Origin of the sequence: Pedobacter petrophilus (assembly GCF_009674725.1) — a bacterium.
Lineage (GTDB): Bacteria > Bacteroidota > Bacteroidia > Sphingobacteriales > Sphingobacteriaceae > Pedobacter > Pedobacter petrophilus.
This window is the reverse complement of sequence record NZ_WKKH01000002.1, coordinates 119930-143555: the sequence shown is the minus strand read 5'-3', so window position 1 is coordinate 143555 and position 23626 is coordinate 119930. Positions and strand designations below refer to the sequence as shown.

Below are 23626 nucleotides of genomic sequence, written 5' to 3'. Positions count from 1 at the left end.
TTTAAGCTTTCACCTTACTTTTTCAACCGATAATTTTTATATAGTTTAACTGCAATCATGATAGCCATCGCAACACCCATTATGCCAATTAAGCCATAAATCCAGTTCACTGCATTTTTAAGAATGACTACAAATACAATGGCAATCATGAAAATAGTGGCCAGTTCCCGCCATAACCTTAATTGAAAACTGCTCAATTTAAATAGGCCATTCTTTAGTTGCTTTGCAATATTCTGGCAGATAAAATGGTAAATTAATAATCCAACTACAAAACCAAGTTTAACAAGCATCCAGTCCATTTGAAGTAAAAATGGATGCAATGTAAGCATGGATGCCCCGGCAAGAACAGAAATTACCATTGCAGGAGCACAGATAATTTTCCATAATGTAGTCTCCATCTTAACGAATTGGTTTAAAAGAATACTTTTCTCCGGCTCAGGCTTGTCGTTCGCTTCTGTATGATAGATAAAAAGGCTTAAAATGTAAAATAAGCCAGCCATCCAGCTGATTACAAATACAACATGCACTGCAAGAAAATAGTAGTAATATGGCAGTAAGGCTTCTATCATTCTGTAATTTTATTCAAAATATAAGTATCAATCCAATTTGGAATATTTAGAGATTCTAAATCCAATATTCCGTCTATGATGCTACCTAAATAATTATGTTTTGTTTGCGAATTATCCCAAAGATAAGTTTCATCAGCCTTCTTTAACATATCAATAAGCAAATCCATTGTAAGAAAATAGCGCTTTTCTATTTTATCTTCGTTCACAAAATGTCCACCTTTCTTCACTCTATCTTTTACACGCTCTAAATTCATGATTGGCGTTTCCGTCCCTATAAAATATAAATAAACTTTATACCCATTTTGTTGGGCAAACTCTATAAGTTCAAGTTTTGATGGATGAGAAAAAACGGTTTCAAAAGAAAAAGACATTTCATCTTCTATCAATCTATAGCGAATAAAGTCAGCGATTATGGCAAAATGATATGAATTGTAATCAATATTTTCATAGTCACCTCTTACAATTACATTTCCTTTAACAACTAAATTCCAGCTTTTATGATCAAAACCAGCTTTTCGATATAGACCACTTTTTAAATAAAATTTCTCGAATGCTAATTGAGTGCAGGTAATTTCAAAATCAGAAAGGTTAAGAAAATTATTTTTCTTAAAGTCGGACTCTAAATTATCTGCATTGACAAAAAGCTTTGTAGAGAAATAAATAGGTTTGATGGAATTGTAAAGTGTAGTTTTGCCGGAGCCATTCGGACCGGCGAAAATTCTTAATTTAGGCTTAACAGCCATCTTTAAAACAACTTTATTTTTTTAGAGGAAACTCTTTTCTTAGCAAAACTTCCTTCAGAAATCTGGACAGAATCACCATTATTAAAAGTCCTGTAAACACCATCAGCTTTTACCTCAGTCCTGCCTAAATTCATAGCATCAACCACCCGAAGAACATCATCCATTGTTTTATTAACGGCATCAATTACCTGTTTAATGGGCAATTTATCTTCATCTTGTAATGATTTAACAGTCATCGGAAATTTATTTATGCTAATATAAACAAAATCGAGCTAAATTTTCAGGCTTAATACCTAAACTCCCTAACCACATCAATCGCGTATTTCACGTTATCAAAAGGAATATCAGGCATAATACCATGACCTAAATTAAAAATGAATCCTTCTGTACCCCGCATGCGTTCAAAAAGCTTATGAATTTGTGCTTTAATTACCGATTTATCAGCATATAAAATATGTGGATCTAAATTTCCCTGAACCGCAATACCTTGCGGTAAAGCATTTTTAATGTTTAATAAATCAGCATTCCAATCAACGGAAATTACATCAGGTTTAGCTTCTGCCATAATTGGCGCAAATACAGAACTTCCTTTACAGAAAGAAATTACCGGAATATCTTTTCTGTTTAGGTTCGCAATGATCTCCTGAATATAACGGTGAGAAAACTCCTGATAATCATTCCAGGATAAAGCCAATGCCCAACTATCAAAAATCTGAACTGCATTTACACCAGCGGCAATTTGAAGGTTCAGATAATCTGCAGTTACTTTAGCAATTTTAGCCAAAAGTTTATGCGCTAATTCTGGTTGATTGTGTATAAAAAGCTTGGTTAATTTAAAATCTTTAGAAGAACCACCTTCAATTAAATAACTCATTACGGTAAAAGGTGCCCCAGCGAAACCAATTAGTGGAATACTTCCGTTTAAACGCTGCTGGATCACCTTAATCGCATCTGCAACATATTGCAGTTCATCAAGACAATCAACATTTAGATTATCGATATCCTGCGCACTACGAACCGGGTTTGCAAATTTCGGACCTACACCTTGGGTAAAGCTTAAATCACCACCCATTGCTTCGCCCGTTACTAAAATATCACAGAATAAAATCGCGGCATCAATATTTAATAAATCTACAGGTAACATGGTCACATCGGCTGCAATTTCAGGAGTTTTACACATCTCTAAAAAAGAGTATTTGTTTTTAATTTCCCAATACTGCGGCATAAAACGACCAGCCTGACGCATCATCCATACTGGCGGACGTTCTGTTTGCTTTGAGAATGCAGCGTCTAAAAATAAGTTATTCTTCATGATTTATATTTGATGTTGCACTCGTTATCCGGATATATTCCAAAACCTCTTTATATAAGATGCTGAAATAAATTCAGCATGACGAATTATTGAGGGCCGAGTGAGCTAATATTTAACGATGCAAAGCTATAAATAAATAAAAAAACGAAGCACCTTTTTATTCCTAAACCGGTCTTCGTTATTCAAAATGACAATATTAATATTATAATTTGCCTATTTCCTTTTCAATCTTTGTAATAATTTCCTTTGAACGAGCTGATTCTGCCAGTTCTTTTGCCAAATTCGTATAAGCCTCTGCTTTTTCCTTATCCTTTTTTCTTAAAGCCAGATTTGCCAAATGAATCAATACATAACCTTTCTGGGTTTTACCTCCTACCGGAAAACGACTCGCCAGCTGAAAGTGGTATTCAGCTTTATCATAATCTTCCTCTTTCAAAGCCATATTGCCCTGCATAAATTCGTAGTATCCCCTCCGGTTTTTTGAAAGCCTTTCGGGATTCGGAACTTCAGCCAGCATTAATCTTGCTTTAGTAAAATCATTGTTCTTAAAATACTTGGAAGCCATTAAAACAGAACTGTGCCTGAAGTGGCTCCAAATCACAAATAGAAAAAGAAATCCGGCAACTGCTGCCAATTCGTACTGGATAAAATAAACACAAACCAATGCCGCCAGCAAAAAAACGGCCATCAGCACATATCGGCCAAGACTGTTATACATTAATGAATATCAGTGAATTTATAGCCTACACCACGAATAGAATGGAAATAGACAGGGTTTTTCTGATCTGGCTCGAAGTACTTACGGAACGTTAAAATAAAATTATCAATCGTTCTGGTTGATGGATAAACATCATAATTCCAAACTGTCTCTAAAATTTGTTCCCGTGAAACAGCATCATTTTTACGCTCGATTAAGAGTTTCAATAACATGGTTTCTTTCTTCGTAAGCGGCGTAATTGTACCATCATCATGTTTCAATTCGAAAGAGTTGAAATAGATCGTTTTATCTCCGATTTTGTAAGAATTTAATTCTTTTAAATCATCAGATTTTAAGCTGCGTTTAACAAGAATACCAACACGAAGAATTAACTCCTCTAAATTGAATGGCTTAACTAAATAATCATCAGCTCCTTTTTTCAAACCTAAAACACGGTCTTCAGAAGTGTTTTTAGCTGTCAAAAACATAATCGGAACTTCTGCATTTTCCAAACGGATTGTTTCACAAACCTGGAAACCATCCATTTCCGGAAGCATTACATCTAAAATAATTAGGTTGAAGCGTTCTTCTTTAAAAATTTTAAGAGCGGTTTTGCCATCCTTAACGGCGTGAACTTTATAACCCTCAAGTTCGAGGTTTAATTTGATAGCATCTAACAAGTGATCCTCGTCTTCTACCAATAGAATTCTTAATTTTTGTGACATAATTGAGATTAACTAAATGTTACTTCAAAAATACTTCCCTGAGGCAAATTGTCTTTTACTGTAATATCTGCATCATGGTATTGTAAAACCTCTTTCACAATAAACAAGCCTAAACCCGTTCCCTTTGCTTTTCTGACATTCTCATTACCAACGCGGTAGAACTTATCAAATATCAACATTTTTTCAGCATCTGAAATACCCGGACCTTTATCAATTACACTTAATCTTAAATGGCCTTCAACCTTATCCAGAACCACATTTATCTCATCACAAGGGCTCGAATATTTCACTGCGTTTTCAATCAAATTTGTTACTACTGACGATAAGGCAAACTTGTCACCCATAATCTGCAAATTTGGCTGAATTTGAGCATTTATCAATTGCTCATTACCACATGAATGAACCTGCAACCGATCCGTAATTTTATAAACCAATTCAGAAAAGTTAAATTCCTCTTTTGGAAAAGTATAAGAACGATTTTCAATCTTTGTAGCCAAAAGCATATTTTCGACTAAATCATCCAGCCGTTCTATATCTTTTAGCGAATTATTTAGCAAAGAAACCTGACGAGCTTTATCTAAATCTCTTTTAACAATAGTTTGAATAGAAAGTTTTATAGCTGCCAATGGCGATTTTAATTCGTGAGTAATCGACATTAAAAAATTTTGTTGCTGCTCTCTTAATTTGTCTTCCCGCTTGAGCGATTGATGCAGAAAATATCCGCCAATGCAAAGCAGAAATAAAAACACTGAACCTTCGCCCATAATCATTGTCATTCTGCTAGGCTGCAGGCGCACCACGAGCGTACCCCAGGAAATAAGCTGAATTAAGGCGTAAAGCAGTAATGCGTAAAAAATGATAATGGATTTCTTCATTGATTTATTTGTAATAATTTAATTTTCACGCGGGTTTAACAACAAAGATACTTTCTCGGCCCTGGTTCGTGTCCTCACGAACCAGCCTAATTTTTATTCAAAAAGCAAGTTACGCTACTTTCCGGTTATTTCAGCCCTGCCTTTCGTTCAAATATTTTTCAGCTTCTGTTGCGCTCTATAGGTCGTTATTGCGAGGAGGAACGACGTGGCAATCTTTTTCGCCAGCACTTCCAAAAGTATTCCACTTCAATTTAGTTTAAGAAATCTGGGTTAATGCAATTAAGTAAAAACCATCCCAACCTCTCCTTGAAAATAAGGAGGGAGTTCCCATGAAAGTTCTATAACCGTTATTGAGCTGAGATTTTTCTTAGGTGCTTAAGGTAATAAAAAACCTACTTCTTAAATACTAAATCCAATGCCTCGAATATCGCACGTTTTGCCTTCTCTAATTCTACTTTAGTGTGTGCTGCAGAAACGAAACCAACTTCATATCCCGATGGCCCCAGATAAATGCCCCGGTTTAATAATTCACGGTGCATAACTTTAAATTTTTCCATGCTGCCTGCATCAATATCATCTGCCGTTTGGATTTTTTCTTTATCAGTAAAAGCAAACCAGAAAATAGAACCAACTGAAAACACTTTAAATCTATAATTCCGAGCCGTTGCAAAGCGCTGAATACTTTCTACAAAGCCTTGTGCCTTGGCATTTAAATCTTTATAAAAGCTCGATTTATTCAACTCTGTGAGGGTAGCAATACCAGCAGCCATGGCTACCGGATTACCAGATAACGTACCGGCCTGGTAAACACCACCATCTGGTGAAATATGTGCCATAATTTCTGCAGATGCACCATACATACCAACAGGCAAACCACCGCCAATAATTTTGCCGTAAGTCACAATATCAGGTTTGATGCCGTAATGCGCAGCTGCACCTTCAAAGCCTACGCGAAAACCGGTTATGACCTCATCAAAAATTAATAATGATCCGTTATCTGTACAAATTTTACGCAAAAACTTAACATACTCTTCGTCTTGGATAATTAAGCCATTATTCGCCGGGATACCTTCAATAATTACTGCAGCTACCTGATCTTTGAACTGCGCAAAGGCCTGTTCAATGGCGTTTGTATCATTTAAAGGAATTACAATTGTTTCTTCTGCAAAAGATTTTGGAACTCCTGCAGAAGAAGTTTCTCCAAAAGTAACCAAGCCAGAACCTGCTTTCACTAAAAGTGAATCACTATGGCCATGATAGCAGCCTTCAAACTTGATAATTTTATCTCTTCCTGTAAAACCCCTTGCCAAGCGAATGGCAGACATTACGGCTTCCGTGCCTGAACTTGTGAAACGGATTTTCTCTACAAAACGATTGTTCTTTATGATCAGTTCTGCCAATTCGTTTTCCAAAGCTGTTGGTGCGCCAAAGCTCATTCCATTTTGCATCACTTCGGTAACTTTCTCTCTGATTTTAGGGTTATTGTGACCTAAAATTAACGGGCCCCAGCTTCCACAAAAATCAATAAACTGGTTTCCATCAGCATCCCAGATGTAGCAGCCGTCGCCCTTTTCAATAAAAAGCGGCGTACCGTATACAGATTTAAATGCCCTTACCGGTGAATTTACACCACCAGGGAAATATGTTTTCGATTTCTCGTATAACTCTGCCGACTTAGCCCTTGAAATATCAGGTTTACTCCCGGTGTTGACCGGAATATCGGCTTCATTGCCTGAGAAAATTTTCTTTAATTGATCTAACATTTTTATTAAGCTAAAAGCTGAAAGACTAAAGCTTAAAGCGAAGAGTAAAGCGCTAACAATGGCTTTGGTCTTTCGGCTTTAAGCTTTCAGCTTATCTACATCCAATTATTATTTAAAATATCTTTAATATGGTAAGTGGTGATGATACTTGCGCCTGCTCTTGCGAAGGCGTGCATCGTTTCCATCACTACCTTTTGTTCATCAATCCACCCACGTTCTGCAGCGGCTTTGACCATCGAATATTCACCAGAAACGTTATAAACTGCAATTGGTACGTTGGTGTCTTGTTTCAAACGTTGAATAATATCAAGGTAAGCTAATCCTGGTTTCACCATTAAAACATCTGCACCTTCCTGCTCATCTAACTGGGCTTCACGCAAAGCTTCAAGCGGGTTTCTAAAATCCATCTGGTAAGCCTTTCTATCGCCTTTACTCGGCGCACAATCAGCAGCCTCTCTAAACGGGCCGTAATAAGCTGAAGCAAATTTAGTGGCATGACTCATAATCGCTGAATTTTCGAAACCATTACGATCCAGCAAGTTACGCATCGTTTCAATTCTGCCGTCCATCATATCTGACGGAGCAAACATATCCGCGCCAGCCTGAGCGTGGGTCAATGCCATTTTGGCGATTATTTCAGCCGTCTTATCATTTTGAACATAGTCGTTCTCCATGATGCCACAATGACCATGAGTAGTGTAAGAACACACGCAAACATCAGTAATAACATATAAATCCTCACCAAATTGCTTTTTTAGTTCGCGCACCGCAGTTGGTACTAACGAATGATCGTGATAAGCGGATTTTGCGTCAGCAGATTTTTCATCGCCAACACCAAAAAGCATGATTTTATTTAATCCTTTTTTAAGTCCGGCTTCTACATCCTTAACCAAAGTATCAACCGAATAATGGTTTACACCTGGCATGGCATCAATTGGATGTATAACGTTCGTTCCTGGGACCACAAAATAAGGGTACACAAACATATCTTTCGATAGTCGGGTTTCGGCTACCATCTCTCTAACCAACGGGTTCTTCCTCAATCTTCTCGGACGATGTAACATATTCTCTGTATCAAGTATTTAGTATCAAGTATCACGACTTGAATATTGTATTATTATGAGCGCCATGGTTAGTGTCCTCACGAACCATTATGACATATATAGAAAAGCAGTTCCAGTAGTTCTGTTGTTGCTGTAGTCCCGCTTTTCGTTGCAAGCTTTTTAAAAATTCAAGGTTGCTGCAAAAAAAGGCTTTTCACTTCAATCGGGTTTAAAAAACTTAGCTTAGTATTTCAAATCGAAATCCCCCTGTCAGAAAACTAAACTGTTTAAAGTTCGTTTCTCGCTTTCCTCTTTGTTTTGGGCTTTCAGCTTTAGTCTTAAGCTTTTTTATGCTTCCAAACCCTCTACCTTAAACCTTTCGCCCCTTAACCTTATCTAATTTCTATTCCAAAAACAGCCTCAGTCAAGCCAATTTCATCAGGTGAATACGGCAAAGCGTACTTTACACCCATTTCATCAAACTTTTTACCCGTAGAATTTCCGATAGCAATCACCTGCTGACCAGGCTCAAGCAAATTATCTACGAAATAGGCATCAACGTTTGAAGGACTGGTAAAGATGAGTACATCCGCATAACTTTGATCAATGTTTTCTTCAATTACGGTTTCGTAAATTGGTAGGTCGATAATTTTAGCATCGGCCGGCAAAGATTTTTGAATTGACTGAAGAGAATCCTGGGCTCTTGGAAATAAAATATTCTTACCAGAAACCAGTTTTGCAAAATCTTCTGCAACTTCTGTGATATCGCCACTTTCACCAACAAAATCAGCAAAATGGCCAAATTTGCGTAAAGCATCTTCCGAACCTCTGCCTACTACACCAAATTGTGTTTTCTTTGGCAATAATGGTTTAAGGTTAAAGAAATATTCAACGCTGTTTCGGCTACTAAAGAAAACCCAGTCAATATTTTTTAGAATAAACTGATCTAGCACCGTTACAATGGGAAAGGTTCGGATCAGGGAACGTCCTTCAATTTCAATACCCTTACTTTCTAATGCTTTCCGGAAGTAGCTATGTTCACCGATTTCGCGAGAGATGAAAACCTTCGCTGGTTGCTTTCTTTCCTTACTATATTTGGCAACAATCTTTTCTGCTAAACCTTCAGCCGTTTCCGAACGTAAAAAAAGACGCTCTGGAAAATCATCTGCTGTTTCTGCTTTTGATGTCCATACTTCGAAAGCACCATCTTCTTTTTTGCAATAACAGCCTAAAGGCATGTGACAACCACCTTCAAAAAGATTTAAAACCTTACGTTCCACACCAACCTGTTCTGCAGTTTCAGGATCGTGAAGTTTCTGAAGGGCCTCAAAAAGTTCGCTATCACTTTCTCTAATCTGAATGGCTAACGCACCTTGAGCGGGTGCAGGAACAAATTCTGTTGGTGCTAATTCCTCGACATGAAATTCACTTACATCTAATCCTAAACGTTTAATTCCGGCTTTGGCCAACATAATGGCATCGTAATTTTCATCTCTAAGTTTCTGGATACGTGTTGGCACGTTTCCACGTAAATCTTCAATCTCCAAATCAGAACGCAAGCCCAATAGCTGGGCTTTTCTGCGGTTAGACGAAGTACCCACCATTGCTCCTTTTTTCAAAGATAGCTTCTGCGATACATCAACACAATCCTTTAAAATCAGCAAGTATTCTGTAGCCTCTTCTCGGGGAGGAATTGCAGCAATAGTTAAGCCTGCCGGATGATTTGTAGGTAAATCCTTTAAGCAATGTACTGCCAAATCAATTGTACCAGCTAAAAGCTCCTCTTCCAGTTCTTTGGTAAAAAAACCTTTTCCTTCCAGTTTATCCAATCTCAAATTCAGGATTTTATCGCCCTGCGTTTTGATGATTTTAATTTCCGCCTCAATTCCAATTGCAGCTAACTCATTTTGAATATGGTTAGCCTGCCACAAAGCTAGTTCGCTACCGCGTGTTCCGATGGTTAATTTCTTCACTATAAACATTTAATGAGCCACAAATTTAAGGTAAATTTGCTTTATACCATGATTTGTTTAAAAATGAGACAGTGAGGTTACAGAGTATGGAGATTAATAGGAAAGGAGTACAACTGCAATAGCCGCTACGCATAGAAAGTTTACCAGAACAGCCTTTAAAACACTATGCCAGGAATTGAAACTCCCCTCTTTATTTTCAAGCAGGGGTGCCCGCAGGACGAAGTGGTTATTTATTGATACATCAATGGGTTTAAAAAAATATAAGTTTTGTCTTGGCGAGCTTTGCGCCTAACCTTTGCGAACTTTGCGGTTAAAACCAAAATTGAAATAGGATGTAACTGCTAACTTGGCGAGCTTTGCGCCCAACCTTTGCGAACTTTGCGGTTAAACTTATCAGTTACACCAGAATTGATCTATGATTGTTTAACCAGAATTTCTTTTGCCATTACCATTGGAACACTGATGCATTTTTTCTCCATGTAATTCATCACCCGTTCCAATACCTCACGAGATGCTTCATCCATCTGGCTAATTTCATCAGCAAATACGCCATTTAAAGCTGTATTTTTAATCTCTTTAATTTTGCGTGGTACATCCTGCATCGCTAACTCAATACGGCGTTGTTTCAATACCATCAAAAACTCAGTAATGTTAGCACTGATAATATCTTCGGCATGAACCAATTCATTGTAACGCTCCTGAATATTTTTACGGGCAACCTCTTTTAAAGATTCTACCTCAATATAATATACAGGATTATTGTGGATTACAGCAGGAGCGACATCATTTGGAATGGCAAGATCTACCACTACCTTTTTTGCCTTATCACCATTAAGCAATCTGGCATAAAGTTCTTCGGTAATGATCGGATCAGTACAACCCGTACAGGTAATAATTACATCAAAACCTTCGCTAAAATTCTCCAGAGCAGACAAAGGATATGCTTTTCCGTTAAGTTCTTCGGCAAGAGACTCTGCTTTAGATAGCGTACGGTTAAATATAGAAAAATTAGAAAACTTATGTTTATTAAGATATTTGGCGAGATTCAGATTGGTTTCTCCGGCGCCAATGATTAGTACACGTGGATTAGGAGATACGTTTAGTTCCTTTAGCTTGCGGTAAGCTAATGAAACCACAGAAACAGGATTTTTAGAAATATTGGTGTGGGTATAAACCTCTTTCGCAGTTTTAACCACACGCTCCATAATCATTCGCATATAATCACCTGTGAAACCTGCATCACGGCAGTTTTCATAAGCCTTACGGATTTGAGGAAGAATTTCTTTTTCACCAACTACCAAACTTTCTAAAGAACAAGACGTTCTTAACAGATGATTAAAAGCTTCTTCGTTTTCGTAAACAGTAACATTATCAAGGAATCGCTCCATAAATTCAGGAGGCAAGCCCATGTCTAAAACGGCAAGAAATCTGGTTACAAATTCTTTATCCGTTGTCTCCTTGGTAAGAAAAACGAATTCTACCCGGTTACAGGTACCGATATAGAAAATTTCGCTAACGGGAAGTTCATTTTGAATATTCTTCAATCTACCATCTAAACTCTGGTCACAAATAACTAATTTCCCTAAAGATTTCAGGTCGATGTGATGATGCGTGAATGCTATTACTTTTAAATATTCCAAGTTGTTCCGTTGTTAACTACTGTCGGGATACAAAAGTAGCACGGTTGCCTCATGTCATCGTCATTCATCTGTAATTTACATCAATTTAGAACGGTTTTAAATAAATGCAAAACACTGACAATTCTTCCCGCAAATTTAAATTCTTTCTGGGGATTTATGCCCTATTTTACATCCTGGCGGGAATTAATCATTTTAAATCAACCGAAGGTTATTATGCAATAATGCCAAATTGGATACCTGCCCATCAGTTTTTAATTTATTTTTCCGGCATTTTAGAGATTTCTTTTGGACTTATGCTCCTATTTAAGCGAACCAGGAAAGTAGCAGGATGGCTAATTATTTTAATGCTTTTGGCCTTCATGCCTGCACATATCTTCATGATTCAGAAAGCGCCATTCATGCTTGGAAAAATTGAAATTACGCCATTAATCGCCTGGATCAGGATTCCATTTCAGGTATTTTTTATCTGGTGGGCATGGATTTATACCAGAAAAACTGACTAAGGTAATTCGAAAAGGAACGAAAAATCTGCTTCATGATAATCTATTTTCCGTGACCTGACGATGAATAAGCTGCACAACAAAATCAGATTTCGCGGGTTTATATTTCACACCAATACCTTAAAAGATGATTATACAAAATGATTTTAGCCTTACCGGCGCTGACGGAAAACTCATAATTGGCGACATTACTTTTGAAGATAAAAATCCAAATACGCCACTTGTACTTTTTGTTCATGGGTTTAAAGGCTTTAAAGATTGGGGCGCACACAATTTAGTTGCCCGTTATTTTGCCGCCAACGGCTATCGGTATGTAAAGTTCAATTTGTCACACAGTGGTGTACCTGCCGATCTTCCCACAGATGTAACCGATCTTGAAGCATTTGCAAACAATACCGTTTCTAAAGAACTTTTCGACATTAATGCCGTACTCGACTTTATTGAAAAGGCATATGGAAAAGAAACAGAAGTGAATTTGATTGGCCATAGTCGCGGTGGTGGCTTAGCCATTATTGAAGCTGCAAACGATTTAAGAATTAAAAAATTAATTACCTGGAGTGCGATTTCAAGTTTTGATAGTCTTTGGAAAAAAGAGCAGGAGCTAGAATGGAAAAAAACCGGAAAAATCTATGTCACCAATGCCAGAACAAAGGAGCAGATGCCATTAAATGTAACGTTGCTGGAAGATTTGGAAGAAAATGCTGAAACCTTAAATATCGTTAACGCGGCAAAACGAATCAATATTCCATGGCTTATTATTCATGGTGATGACGATGTAAATGTGCCTTTTAAGCATGCTCAGCTTTTGGCAGATACCAATCCAAATAGTAGAATTACAAAAATTGAAGGCGCAAACCATGTTTATGGAGCAAGCCATCCATTCGAAAACGAAACACTACCTCCGCTTTTGTTCAAAGTGTGCGAGAAATGTTTAACTTTTTTAGGAGAATAAAATCACAGAGCGGGATTAATCATCCCCTCTCCTTACAAAACCACGCATATCACTTCCGCTCGGGCTCTGGAAAATCTCTAAATCGAAGTAAGGTACCGCAGCGAGCAAATGATCAAAAATATCTGCAGCTACCTCCTCAAATTTCTTCAATCCTTTTTCTTTCGAGAAAACATAAATTTCGATTGGCAAACCGTTTTCAGTGGCTTGTAACTGCCGAACCATAAACGTTAAATCGGTATTGATCGATGGATTACTTTCCAGATACTTCTCTGCATAAACCCTAAAAGTTCCGATGTTAGTCATGTGGCGACCATTCACCAGGTTATTAGGATTTACAGTATTTTCTGCGTTAAACTGCTCAATTTGTAATTGCGTTTCTTTCAAATAATCTTTCAAAAAATCGATGCTTTGCAATCGGCCGATTAATTCATCATCACAAAATTTGATACTCGATATTTTGATGTTGATGTGGCGTTTAATTCTCCGCCCTTCACTTTCTTCCATAGCGCGCCAGTTTTTAAATGACTCACTTACAATGGCGTAACTTGGCACAATCGTTACGGTTTTATCCCAGTTTCGAACCTTAATGGTAGTTAAATTAATCTCTGTCACTTCCCCGTCGGCACCATATTTTTCTACTGTAATCCAATCGCCAACGCGTACCAAATCAATGGCGCTCATTTGCACAGAAGCGACAAAACCTAAAATAGGATCGCGGAAAACCAATATAAAAACAGCCGTTACTGCACCGAAACCCCCAAATATATAAAGCAATGATTGGTTAAGGATGATAGACAGAATTAATACAAAACCAAAAATGTAAATTATAATTTTGGCTACCTGCTTATAACTTCTAATGGGCTTATCTGCATATTTCCGGGATGATTCCATGATGGAAACGAGTGCGTTGAGAAATGCATTAATGGCGAACATAGTTGCCAGCACCACGTATATTTTAGAGAAGATCAGCGCATAGAAAAACCAGTTTTTAAAATCGATAAATACGTACGGAACCGCATTGTAAATAACATAAGCGCCAAATATTAATGCAAAAGCTCTGAAAACCCGAAACTCATATAAGGCTTGCTGCCAATCAGATTTGGTTTTCGCGCTTTTAACAACCCCAATAAAAACCTGTCTGGTTACAAAAATGGTGATGAATAGAAATAGCGTTACGCCAATCAGCCCGATCAGGAAATAGCTATAAATGAATGTTCCGCCAGTTAAACCCTGCTCAATTAAAACTTTCCTTAATTCGTTAAAGATGGATTGAAATTCCAATGGATTCATAAGAACAATTTAAGATTTATTGATTGGACAGACTTATAAAAATCCAATAATTATCAGGTAACAAAGACAGTTAATAGCAACTTTAGGCTTTCTCTACCCAATTACCGTCATTTTTAATGATTTCAATCAGTTCATCTAGCGCAAACGCCGTGGTAACATTTTTCTTAACCACTTCCTGACCACGGTAAAGCGTAATTTTATCCGGACCAGTACCCACATAACCATAATCTGCATCTGCCATTTCGCCAGGTCCGTTAACGATGCATCCCATAATACCAATTTTAAGTCCTTTCAAATGATCGGTACGGGAGCGGATTAATTGTGTGGTTTCTTGTAAATCGAAAAGTGTTCTGCCACAACTCGGACAGGAAATATATTCTGTTTTACTGATGCGTGTACGCGTAGCTTGTAAAATCCCAAAACTGGTTGCATTAATTAAAGCTAAATTCTGACCTTGCGCATCAATCCAGATTCCATCGCCGAAACCATCGGTAAATAATGCACCTAAATCGGTTGCCGCGTAAAGCATTAAAGTATCGGCTTCTAAGTCCCCATAGCTTCTTTTTATGATTACCGGGATTTGGATATTTTTTTCCTGCAAAGCCACAAAAAAAGCTCTTTGCTCGGCCATGCCATGGTTAGCTGACGTATTTAGAATTAAAACAACAGACTTTTCTAATTGCAGAATGGCTTCAATGTTAATCTGCTTTGCATCAATTTCCACGAAGTTTAGAAATTCGTCTTTAACTTCAGCTTTGGAAAATCCATCTAAAGAAAAAAGCGGATGACAGTTATTTTTATCTCTGAGTTTTAACCAGGTTTGATAATTATAAATTTGTTTCAGGTTTCCCGGAAAAGAAAAAGATGGCAGGTTATCGCCAAGAAAAGCTAAATCGCAGGCTTGATCTGCCAGGTTATACTTATCTAAGCCGGCGCTGTAATTATATCCAACAGCACTTAAGAAATAAGGATCTTTCAGATTCTCTTTAGAAACATCGATCATTACAACCGGGTGATGGTGATCTCCAATATGCTGAACGGATTGAGTAATTCTTCGAGAATAGGAATAAGGTGAATAAGTTGGGAGTTGGGAGTTGGGAGTTGGGAGTTTAGCAGGAGATTCAAAACTCAAAACTTTATGCTCCGAACTTTTTTTCACGTATCGATCTGCCAGCGCTTTTGCAACTGGTGCTTCAAATTCCGGATCTTCAGTTAAGGAAACACGAATGGTATCTCCTAGCCCATCTTCCAGCAATGTTCCAATTCCGACAGCCGATTTTATGCGACCGTCTTCACCATCACCGGCTTCGGTTACGCCAAGGTGCAAAGGATAATTCATCCCTTCTTTAACCATCGTTTCTACCAATAACCGGTAAGCCTGAACCATCACCTGAGTATTACTGGCCTTCATCGAAATCACCAGATTATAATAATTTTCTGCTTCGCACATGCGGATGAACTCCATTGCAGATTCTACCATACCCCGGGGTGTATCGCCATAATGGCTCATAATCCGATCGGAAAGGGAACCGTGATTGGTTCCAATTCGCATGGCAGTACCATATTCTTTACAGATTTTTATGAGTGGTATAAATTTTTTATTGATCCTTTCTAACTCTGCGGTATAAGCATCCTGAGTGTATTCCAGGTTTTCAAATTTCTTTTTATCTGCATAGTTCCCTGGATTTACGCGAACCTTTTCTACAATCCTTGCCGCCATTTCAGCAGCGTTAGGAGTAAAGTGAATATCTGCAATCAGCGGCACATCATATCCCCTAAAACGTAATTCCTTTTTAATATTCGCTAAGTTTTCAGCCTCCTTTATGCTGGGTGCAGTAATCCGAACGTATTCACAACCCGATTCTACCATTCGAATCGTTTGTTCAACTGTTCCAAGGGTATCCATGGTATCGGTGGTCGTCATCGATTGAATACGAATGGGGTTATGACCGCCCAAAGCAATATCTCCAATCTTAACTTCGCGGGTTAAAAACCTGGAATACTGCGTTAAACTATTGCAATACCCTCCACCTAAATCATGCTTTACCAATAAATTTTCCATGCGACTGCAAAGATATAGATAGAATTTTTAATGAGAGAATATTGAAGGAGGGAATGTTGAATGAGAGAATATTGAAGGAGAGAGTGGCTGATGGGTACTTAAGGATGAAGAATATGCCTAGATTAATCTATCTTTTATTACTAATGTATCTGCAGTAATGTCATGCCAACACTGATTTTTCTTATTCAGAAAGCTATAGAAGTACCCAAAGAAAACCGGGATTACGGACATTATTTTGGAAAGATTACGGCTTAATGAACGTGCGAAAGAAATCCGGGTACCTTCTAAATCTGTGACCTTTATATTGAGCATTCGTTTGCCGATGGTAGCCTGAGCGGCTGAAGATTCTGCAAAAATGCCGTAAACCAGTTTTACGATAAAAATTACCGGAAATGGAATTAAGAAAGCACTTATCCTTTCATCTTTCCCCTGGATAAAAATGTAACTGGTTAAGATGATAATGGTATAGAAACCGAAGATTATGAAGTGATCGATTACCGAGGCCAGCAGCCTTTGATCAAAAGCAGCAAAATATTGTGGTGCGGTCTTCTGGTATGTGAAACCAAGAAGCTCACGCAATTCGGGAATTGCATGAGCTTCTTTATAATCATCCATTCCGGGTTTACGGATGAAGGTATTCGGTGTAATGTTCAGATCAGTTAACTGAGATAAACTATAAGGTCCCTTTGGTTTACCATTTATCACAACAGTGTACTGATCCGAATTCATTATTTTTAATATCTACTGACCTCAAAGTTACTTAATCCGCCATCTAAATTGATAAAAATTTTATGGGTTGAGGTTTTATAATTTGATGTTTCATAGAGCCCGTCGTTAATTTTCTCAAAGCCTTCGAAATCTTTTGCAGATAAGCCAGTTTGTGTTTTTATTCTGCAACCAGAATTAGTTGGAACTTTAATTTTCACATCTGCCACGCCGGATTTAACCACAACATCAGTAATAGGCAATAAATCACCAAATTTAATATCCAATGCTGCAGCACCACCATCAAAACGGAAAGTTCTCACTTTATAATCACGAAAATCCATATTTGCAGCACCTGCGCCAAGTTTCATCAGGATATCCCAGTTTGCTGCTTTATTTAAGTTGAAATCAACATCGTTTGATCCATTGTTGAAGTTCCATTTTTTCCGTTTATCGTCTAATTGAAATGTAAGCACATTAGCGCTATCTGTAACTACCTTTTTTAAGGAAAAGTTACCGTTTTTGCCTTTAATACTTGCATCTATCAGTTCTGATGTTTCACCGTTTAAATTAAATGAAATGCCTCCTCCGGCAATATTTAAGATCGTTTTCTTTGCGTTATCTGTTGCTACAAATGGTTCGGATAATTTAAATTCTCTTACTGCGCTATCTTCCTCATTATCATCGTGATCTTCATCATCGTGATCGATATTAATATCTATATCCTTTTTAAAATTTCTACCCCACCACGAACCATGCTCCGGAACTTGTTGCCCTTTTACAAATAAGAACGATAATGCGACCACTAAAACAGCAATAGAAATAATGCTGCCGGTTTGAGAATTATTTTTGTTGAACAAGATATTCAAACCCCCAATGATCAAAAATATTGGCCAAAAGCCCCATACGTTACGCCAGTAAAAATTTATTATTCCAAAGTTTTCGAGAAGAAGTACACCGCCTATAAAAAGCAGTAAAATACCCCAAATTAATCTATCTAATTTCATAATATTTATAATTGAGGATTGTTTGCTGTTGAATTATTTGTGTTATCCTGATTGGTAACCGGCTCGCTTTCTACTACAACTTCAGAAAAATCTGCTTTCTTTTCTTCTTCAGCAGTTTGTTGTTGCTTAAAGGCCTGCCAGTCGTTTTTCCTTTTTGATTTTGCAATGATACTGATCCCTAATGCAATAAAAATCAGTGGCCACATAAACTTAAAGAAATTTCTAATGGTGAACCAGTCTGGGATAAAATCCATCTCCCGCATCAAAAAGAAACAGCCAATGATCAGTAATACCAAACCCGTAACCGTTCGTCCGGTATCGTTGGGTTTATTAAACTTACTAAAATCAGGTTGCGTTTCGAAAGGCGTTTTTTGTGCATTTTCATTAACAGGTTGCGTCCAGTTAACGTTTTCAGACCCTGTTGGCCCCGTAAATGGCGGTGGGTTGCCAAATGGTGCATTGGTTGGATTGTTTTTATTGAAATAATCGTTAAATTTTGAAAATCTAACGGATGGATCATTGTTAACCGGAACAATTACCCACATAATAATATAGGCGATCAGGCCAGCCCCGGCCATAAAAATAGTTGATAATACAAATAATAATCTGATTATGGTAACCTCTACCTGCATGTAATCTGCAAGTCCTGAAGCTACCCCGGCAATCATCTTATCGTGTTCGTTTCTAAAAAGCTTCTTTTCCATAACGCGGTTCATTTTGTGTTTAAAAATTGAGCGGAGTGATTAAAACCTCATCAACATTTACCCCTTTACTTAAGTTTAAAATGGTATAAAGTGTTTCTGCAATATCAGCGGGTTGTACAAATTTCTCATCAGGAATTCTGGTTCCTTCCCATGATGCTGTCTTTGTAGCGCCCGGCAAAAAAGCAGTTACTTTAACGTTGTGTGGTGCTAACTCTTGCCGCAATACATGATTAAGACTTAACATCGCTGCTTTTGTTACACTATAACTGCCACCATTTTCTACGGGACTTTTGCCTGCCACAGAACAGATATTAAAAATATGACCTTGTTGCTTTAAACGCATCTCTTTCCCGAAAAACTTACTGATATAATAGGTTGCATTTACATTCAGATCCTGTTGCTTTTCAAATGTTTCATCTGCTTCATCCAATAAACTTCCCGGTATAAATACACCGACATTATTAACCAGCACATCTATAAAACCAAATTCATTTTTCACCTGGTGGAGAAATTGATAAACTTCTTCTTTAACTCCACAATCTACAGTGTAGGTAAGAATTTTTCTGTCCGGAGCAGCAAATTCTTCCTGCAATAGCACTAAATCATCGGAGCTTCTGGCTACCAGGGCTAAATCATATCCTTCGTTCCAAAGTTTAACGGCTATTGCCCGGCCAATACCTTTTGTTGCACCCGTGATTAAAGCTTTCATTTTTTATGGTTTAATTTTTGTTGACAAAAAACCATATTTATATTCAAAACCACGAATATTTTTGCAATTATCAAAGCGCTCCAACTTTTTTATCGTTTCTTTGTAGTAATATAAATGATCATTTAAATTAAGCACCATATACGGAATGAATTTTACCAATTTCGGGAGATACATCCTGCTGCTCAAATCTGTATTCAGAAGGCCGGAAAAACTAAAAATATACTTAAAAGAAATTGCCAAACAAATGGATTATGTAGGTGTGGGCTCTTTAGGCCTTATTGCCATCATTTCTACGTTTATTGGTGCGGTAATGACTTTACAGATTGCTTTCCAGCTGGTGAGTGATTTTATTCCTAAAACCATTATCGGTTCCGTTAACCGGGATTCCAGTATTCTTGAATTAAGCCCAACCATTAGTGCTATTGTTTTAGCAGGTAAAATTGGCTCGGCGATTTCATCTGAGATCGGTTCGATGCGCGTAACAGAACAAATTGATGCCCTTGAGATTATGGGTATTAACGCACCTGGTTATCTCATTCTTCCTAAAATTATTTCTGGTATTACAATGGTACCAATGCTGGTAATTATTTCTATGTTTTTAAGTATTTCTGGCGGTTACATTGGCGGTTCCGTATCTGGCGCTGTTACACCTTCAGAGTATCTTCAGGGAATTACAACTGACTTTAACCCCTATACTATTGTTGTTGCATTGGTAAAAGCATTTGTATTTGGTTTCATCATTACGTCTGTTCCTGCTTACGAAGGTTTTTATGTTCGTGGTGGTGCTTTAGAGGTTTCTCAGGCAAGTACAAGAGCAGTTGTAATTAGCTGTATTTCTATTCTTGTTTGCGATTATTTAGTTACTCAATTGTTATTGTAATGATCGAAGTTAAAGATATATATAAATCATTCTCTGGAAACGAGGTTTTAAAAGGCATCTCCGGTAAGTTTGAAGAAGGCGTTACAAATTTAATTATCGGAGGATCGGGTTCAGGTAAAACCACATTGCTTAAATGTATGGTTGGTTTACATCAGCCAGATTCTGGTTCTGTTTTATACGATGGGCGTGATTTTACACCGATGACTTATGAGCAACGGATTGAGGTACGTAAAGAAATTGGAATGCTTTTTCAGGGATCTGCTTTATTTGACAGTATGACGGTAGAGGATAACATTATGTTTCCACTTAATATGTTTACGGATCAAACCAGAAACGAAAAGTTAGAACGTGTTAATTTTTGCCTGGAGCGTGTAAATCTTGCCGGTAAAAATAAATTATTTCCTGCAGAACTTTCCGGAGGGATGAAGAAACGTGTAGGGATTGCCCGTGCCATTTCTATGAACCCAAAATACCTGTTCTGTGATGAGCCGAACTCTGGATTAGACCCTAAAACTTCTATCGTGATTGATGAGTTAATTCAGGAACTGACAGAAGAGTTTAAAACCACTACCATTGTAGTTACCCACGATATGAACTCTGTAATGGGAATAGGAGATTATATCTTGTTTTTGCACGAGGGAAAGAAATTCTGGGAAGGCAGCAATAAAGAAATTGCCCATACTGAAATAAAAGAATTAAACGACTTTGTATTTGCAAGTCGCTTTATGAAAGCAGCAAAAGACAAGTTCTAAAAAATTCTTACCTTTGTTTATGACTTCGGCTACAAAAAATATCATTAACAAACTGGAAACCTTGCCAGAAAGCATGGTAAACGAAGTAGAAGATTTTATTGATTTTCTGAAAGCAAAACATTCGAAAAAATTTTACCAGGATTCAAATACTGATAGTAATAACGTTGTTGAAGAGCCCATAAGTTTATATGGCTCGGCGAAAGGGACTATACTTTATATTTCTGATGATTTCAATGAGCCATTGGATGAACTTAAAGAATATATGTAAATGCATTTTCTGCTCGATACACATATATTTTTGTTCTTCATTAATGGCGATTTACAAATCCCTCAGAAAACAATTAATCTCATTAACAATCCCAATCTTAAAAAGTATTTTAGTATAGTAAGTATTTGGGAAATAGTTATTAAAATGAATATAGGCAAACTTAAATTAAGAGATGATATTTCCTCTATTTATGCTTTGCTTCGCAAGTATAACATCGAAATTCTTCAGCCAGACGAGCATGATTTTAAGGTATACTCTACGCTTCCATTAATACATAAAGACCCTTTTGACCGGCTTATTATCTCGCAAGCAATTGCTAAAGATTTAACTGTCATTTCTGATGATCAATACATCAGAAATTACCCAAATTTAAAGTTACTGAATACATGATACAATTATTGGCCCCAACGCATTGGAAAGATTATGAACTGATTGACTGCGGGGATTTTGAAAAATTAGAACGTTTCGGAAATGTGATCTTAATCAGGCCTGAACCGCAGGCTGTTTGGAAGAAAACATTATCAGAACAGGAATGGAAAAAAACAGCCAACATTACTTTTAGGGGCCGGTCGGCAACTTCTGGAGAATGGGTGAAGAAAAATCAATCAATCCCTGATCGCTGGCATGTGGAATATAAAAACGATGAAGTGGCTATTAAACTTCGTTTAGGTTTAACCTCGTTTAAACATGTTGGCGTTTTCCCTGAGCAGGCTGTAAACTGGGATTTCATTTCCTCATCAATTAAAAAATTTAAAACTCCGCAACCAAAGGTCTTGAACCTTTTTGCCTATACAGGTGCCGCATCATTAATTGCAAATGCAGCTGGCGCGGAAACCACTCACGTAGATTCAATCAAACAAGTGGTTACCTGGGCAAATGAAAATCAGGAATTGTCTGGCTTAAAAAATACCCGCTGGATGGTTGAAGATGCTTTAAAGTTTGTTAAAAAAGAACTTAAAAGAGGTAAAAAATACAATGGTATCATTTTAGATCCACCCGCATATGGGCATGGTCCGAATGGAGAGAAATGGAAACTGGAAGATCATATCCAGGAGATGATGCAAGATGTAGTGCAGCTCTTAGATGAGCAGGAACATTTTCTCATTCTGAATACTTATTCGCTGGGTTTTTCTGCTGTAATTGTCGAAAATTTAATCCACACTTCTTATCCAAACGTAAAAAATTTAGAAGTAGGTGAATTATATTTACAGGCAACCGCAGGCATTAAACTCCCGTTAGGCGTTTTCGGAAAATTCTGTAATGTGTAATTTTATTTGGTTTCATTCACCAAATTTATATACCTTTTCCCCATAAAATCGGATACTTAAAAAAAGCGTATACTTTAACTATTAATAATATCTATGAAATTTCCCCATTTAGCTGGCACAGTAATACTCGGTTTTGCCGCAATCAGCTTATTTGCTAACTGTAATTCAGATGGCAAAAGCAGTAACGGAGTTAGCCAGTCATCATCAGACACTACTAAAAAGAAAGCAGATTCAGCAGCAAACGTAATGAAGCCTGTTGATCCTAAACTATATGATTCTCTTGTAAAAAAACTAGCTAATGGCGATACAACAGGTAAATGGCCGGTAAAAAACCAGCCAACTCCATTAGCCGGTGCAATCCTTCCATTTAAACGTATTGTTGTTTATTATGGAAACCTTCACTCTAAAAAAATGGGGGCCTTGGGTGAATATGCGCCAAAAGAAATGTGGCAACACTTAAATGCAGAAGTTAAACGTTGGGAAAAAGCAGATCCATCTACCCCGGTACAGGTTGGCTTACACTATATTGCTGCTGTAGCAAGCGGAACGCCCGGAAAAGATAAAAAATACATCAACCGCATGGGAAATAAACAGATTGATTCTGTTTTAACAATTGCGAAGATGCAACCAAATACTATTGTTTTTCTCGATTTGCAGGTTGCTTTAAGTACAATTAAAGCCGAACTTCCTCATATCCAGAAATACCTGCAAATGCCAAATGTTCACCTGGGGATAGATCCGGAATTTTCAATGAAAGATGGTTCCCTTCCTGGTAAGAGAATTGGAACTTATGATGCTGTAGATATTAACTATGTAACTGGCTACCTGGCTGATCTTGTTAAAAAATATAACCTGCCTCCAAAGGTTTTTGTATTACACCGTTTCACTAAAAAAATGGTAACCAATTCCGCTAATATTAAATTACGTCCGGAAGTACAAGTAGTGATACACATGGATGGATGGGGTGAACCTGAATTAAAGAAAGGCACCTATCGCCATTTCGTTTACGGCGAACCAGTACAATTTACAGGTTTCAAACTCTTTTACAAAAACGACCTGAAAAAAGAACCTAAGCGATTATTAACTCCGGAAGAGTTATTGAAACTTACGCCGAAGCCGATATATATTCAATATCAATAATATTTAAGCCTGCAATTAAATTGCAGGTTTTTTTTTGCATCTTTATTTT

25 protein-coding genes are annotated in these 23626 nt (G+C 37.4%); 8 read left to right on the top strand and 17 right to left on the bottom strand.

Annotation, left to right across the window (positions count from 1 at the left end):
- Positions 1-14: 14 nt before the first annotated feature.
- The 11 genes from GJU39_RS01825 to hemA form a co-directional block, all read right to left on the bottom strand.
- The gene (locus GJU39_RS01825) at positions 15-569 is read right to left on the bottom strand and encodes a CopD family protein (RefSeq protein ID WP_154278982.1); all 555 of its coding nucleotides are present in this window, start codon (positions 567-569) and stop codon (positions 15-17) included.
- Positions 566-1312: a hypothetical protein gene (locus tag GJU39_RS01820; RefSeq protein WP_154278981.1), complete on the bottom strand. Its 747-nt coding sequence runs from the start codon at positions 1310-1312 to the stop codon at positions 566-568. Before GJU39_RS01820 ends, GJU39_RS01825 begins: the two co-directional genes overlap by 4 nt.
- A 2-nt stretch (positions 1313-1314) precedes the next feature.
- On the bottom strand, positions 1315-1548 hold the full coding sequence (locus tag GJU39_RS01815) for a hypothetical protein (RefSeq protein WP_154278980.1): 234 nt from the start codon (positions 1546-1548) through the stop codon (positions 1315-1317).
- A 50-nt stretch (positions 1549-1598) separates the two neighbouring features.
- Complete coding sequence (gene hemE, locus GJU39_RS01810) at positions 1599-2624, bottom strand: uroporphyrinogen decarboxylase (RefSeq protein ID WP_154278979.1); 1026 nt, start codon at positions 2622-2624, stop codon at positions 1599-1601.
- A gap of 202 nt (positions 2625-2826) precedes the next feature.
- Positions 2827-3342 carry a hypothetical protein gene (locus tag GJU39_RS01805; RefSeq protein ID WP_154278978.1) on the bottom strand — a complete coding sequence of 172 codons (516 nt, stop codon included), beginning with the start codon at positions 3340-3342 and terminating at the stop codon, positions 2827-2829.
- Positions 3342-4046: a response regulator transcription factor gene (locus tag GJU39_RS01800; RefSeq protein ID WP_109926856.1), complete on the bottom strand. Its 705-nt coding sequence runs from the start codon at positions 4044-4046 to the stop codon at positions 3342-3344. Before GJU39_RS01800 ends, GJU39_RS01805 begins: the two co-directional genes overlap by 1 nt.
- Positions 4047-4054: 8 nt before the next feature.
- The gene (locus GJU39_RS01795) at positions 4055-4921 is read right to left on the bottom strand and encodes a sensor histidine kinase (protein WP_154278977.1); all 867 of its coding nucleotides are present in this window, start codon (positions 4919-4921) and stop codon (positions 4055-4057) included.
- 392 nt (positions 4922-5313) lie between these two features.
- Positions 5314-6684 (bottom strand): glutamate-1-semialdehyde 2,1-aminomutase, encoded by a 1371-nt coding sequence (gene hemL / locus GJU39_RS01790; protein ID WP_154278976.1) that lies wholly within the window; start codon positions 6682-6684, stop codon positions 5314-5316.
- Between the two features lie 95 nt (positions 6685-6779).
- On the bottom strand, positions 6780-7748 hold the full coding sequence (gene hemB, locus GJU39_RS01785; protein WP_154278975.1) for a porphobilinogen synthase: 969 nt from the start codon (positions 7746-7748) through the stop codon (positions 6780-6782).
- 371 nt (positions 7749-8119) lie between these two features.
- Positions 8120-9709, bottom strand: coding sequence for a hydroxymethylbilane synthase (gene hemC / locus GJU39_RS01780; RefSeq protein WP_154278974.1), 1590 nt, complete (start codon positions 9707-9709; stop codon positions 8120-8122).
- Between the two features lie 404 nt (positions 9710-10113).
- Positions 10114-11340 (bottom strand): glutamyl-tRNA reductase, encoded by a 1227-nt coding sequence (gene hemA, locus GJU39_RS01775; protein WP_154278973.1) that lies wholly within the window; start codon positions 11338-11340, stop codon positions 10114-10116.
- A 104-nt stretch (positions 11341-11444) separates the two neighbouring features.
- Here hemA and GJU39_RS01770 point away from each other — a divergent pair, with 104 nt between their 5' ends.
- A complete protein-coding gene (locus GJU39_RS01770) occupies positions 11445-11843 on the top strand; it encodes a DoxX family protein (protein ID WP_154278972.1) in 399 nt (132 codons plus the stop codon).
- Between the two features lie 124 nt (positions 11844-11967).
- On the top strand, positions 11968-12792 hold the full coding sequence (locus tag GJU39_RS01765) for an alpha/beta hydrolase family protein (protein WP_154278971.1): 825 nt from the start codon (positions 11968-11970) through the stop codon (positions 12790-12792).
- A 15-nt stretch (positions 12793-12807) separates the two neighbouring features.
- On the opposite strand, the gene GJU39_RS01760 is transcribed toward GJU39_RS01765, so the two are convergent.
- The 6 genes from GJU39_RS01760 to GJU39_RS01735 form a co-directional block, all read right to left on the bottom strand.
- Positions 12808-14082, bottom strand: coding sequence for a mechanosensitive ion channel family protein (locus GJU39_RS01760; protein ID WP_154278970.1), 1275 nt, complete (start codon positions 14080-14082; stop codon positions 12808-12810).
- An 82-nt stretch (positions 14083-14164) separates the two neighbouring features.
- A complete protein-coding gene (ispG, locus tag GJU39_RS01755) occupies positions 14165-16144 on the bottom strand; it encodes a (E)-4-hydroxy-3-methylbut-2-enyl-diphosphate synthase (protein WP_154278969.1) in 1980 nt (659 codons plus the stop codon).
- A 117-nt stretch (positions 16145-16261) separates the two neighbouring features.
- Positions 16262-16873 carry an RDD family protein gene (locus GJU39_RS01750; protein WP_154278968.1) on the bottom strand — a complete coding sequence of 204 codons (612 nt, stop codon included), beginning with the start codon at positions 16871-16873 and terminating at the stop codon, positions 16262-16264.
- 5 nt (positions 16874-16878) lie between these two features.
- Entirely contained in the window at positions 16879-17856 is a 978-nt protein-coding gene (locus GJU39_RS01745; RefSeq protein WP_154278967.1) for a LiaF transmembrane domain-containing protein, read from the bottom strand.
- Between the two features lie 5 nt (positions 17857-17861).
- Positions 17862-18560, bottom strand: coding sequence for a PspC domain-containing protein (locus GJU39_RS01740; RefSeq protein ID WP_167515629.1), 699 nt, complete (start codon positions 18558-18560; stop codon positions 17862-17864).
- A gap of 19 nt (positions 18561-18579) precedes the next feature.
- On the bottom strand, positions 18580-19269 hold the full coding sequence (locus GJU39_RS01735; RefSeq protein ID WP_154278965.1) for an SDR family oxidoreductase: 690 nt from the start codon (positions 19267-19269) through the stop codon (positions 18580-18582).
- A 145-nt stretch (positions 19270-19414) separates the two neighbouring features.
- Here GJU39_RS01735 and GJU39_RS01730 point away from each other — a divergent pair, with 145 nt between their 5' ends.
- The 6 genes from GJU39_RS01730 to GJU39_RS01705 all read left to right on the top strand — a co-directional run bounded on the left by GJU39_RS01730 (position 19415) and on the right by GJU39_RS01705 (position 23577).
- The gene (locus GJU39_RS01730) at positions 19415-20149 is read left to right on the top strand and encodes an MlaE family ABC transporter permease (RefSeq protein WP_154278964.1); all 735 of its coding nucleotides are present in this window, start codon (positions 19415-19417) and stop codon (positions 20147-20149) included.
- Positions 20149-20901 (top strand): ABC transporter ATP-binding protein, encoded by a 753-nt coding sequence (locus GJU39_RS01725; RefSeq protein ID WP_154278963.1) that lies wholly within the window; start codon positions 20149-20151, stop codon positions 20899-20901. Before GJU39_RS01730 ends, GJU39_RS01725 begins: the two co-directional genes overlap by 1 nt.
- A 19-nt stretch (positions 20902-20920) precedes the next feature.
- Positions 20921-21169: a type II toxin-antitoxin system VapB family antitoxin gene (vapB, locus tag GJU39_RS01720; protein WP_154278962.1), complete on the top strand. Its 249-nt coding sequence runs from the start codon at positions 20921-20923 to the stop codon at positions 21167-21169.
- Complete coding sequence (locus GJU39_RS01715) at positions 21170-21559, top strand: type II toxin-antitoxin system VapC family toxin (RefSeq protein WP_154278961.1); 390 nt, start codon at positions 21170-21172, stop codon at positions 21557-21559. It abuts the gene before it with no gap.
- Positions 21556-22437 (top strand): class I SAM-dependent methyltransferase, encoded by an 882-nt coding sequence (locus tag GJU39_RS01710; RefSeq protein ID WP_154278960.1) that lies wholly within the window; start codon positions 21556-21558, stop codon positions 22435-22437. Before GJU39_RS01715 ends, GJU39_RS01710 begins: the two co-directional genes overlap by 4 nt.
- A 93-nt stretch (positions 22438-22530) precedes the next feature.
- Entirely contained in the window at positions 22531-23577 is a 1047-nt protein-coding gene (locus GJU39_RS01705; RefSeq protein WP_154278959.1) for a hypothetical protein, read from the top strand.
- The last annotated feature ends 49 nt before the right edge of the window (positions 23578-23626 follow it).